The sequence below is a fragment of the Rhodococcus sp. RS1C4 genome (assembly GCF_002258225.1).
Lineage (GTDB): Bacteria > Actinomycetota > Actinomycetes > Mycobacteriales > Mycobacteriaceae > Rhodococcoides > Rhodococcoides fascians_E.
Map to the genome: position 1 here is coordinate 1 of NZ_NOXZ01000060.1, position 631 is coordinate 631.

Annotated in this window: 1 protein-coding gene; it reads right to left on the reverse strand. The window is 65.5% G+C overall.

The features are described from left to right. Positions 1-584, reverse strand: a 584-nt coding sequence (locus CH289_RS27760) for an AMP-binding protein (protein WP_179276891.1), incomplete at its 3' end; no start/stop codon positions are given. Positions 585-631 lie beyond the last annotated feature (47 nt).

The window sequence follows — 631 nt, forward strand, 5'->3', positions numbered from 1 at the left end:
GCGACGACGAGGGTGGCGCCGACGACGGCGGGGAGGAAGAATTCCCAGACCGAGACGTCGAAGACGGCGGGGGTTTTCTGCAGGATCCGATCACCGGGGCCGAGTCCGTAGTCCTCGGCCATCCAGGTGAGGCGGTTGATGATCGCCTGATGGGAGATCATGACGCCTTTGGGGCGTCCGGTGGTACCGGAGGTGAACAGGACATACGCCGTATCCGCCGGGGTCAGGGCCCGCGCCAACACCGGCGCCACACGTTCACCGCGTGTCAGACGTGCCGCGACCACAGGGTTGTCGAGGAACTCTTCGGTGATGACCACTGTGGGTGACGCGTCGTCGAGGATGTGGGTGATCCGCTGGTCCGGGTAGTCGGGGTCGATGGGGACATACGCTGCGCCGGCGCGGATGACGGCGTGCAGGGCGGTCACCAGCTCGATGCTGCGCGGGAGTTGAACGGCGACGCGGTCTCCGACCTGAACCCCACGTTCGATCAGAACGTGTGCCAATGCGTTGACGCGGGCATCGAAATCGGCGTACGACCAGTGCGTTCCGGTGTCGTCGATGACGGCAAGCGCGTCAGCAGACACACTCGCTCGCTGCTGAATCACCGCATCGACCGTCGAATCCGCCACCG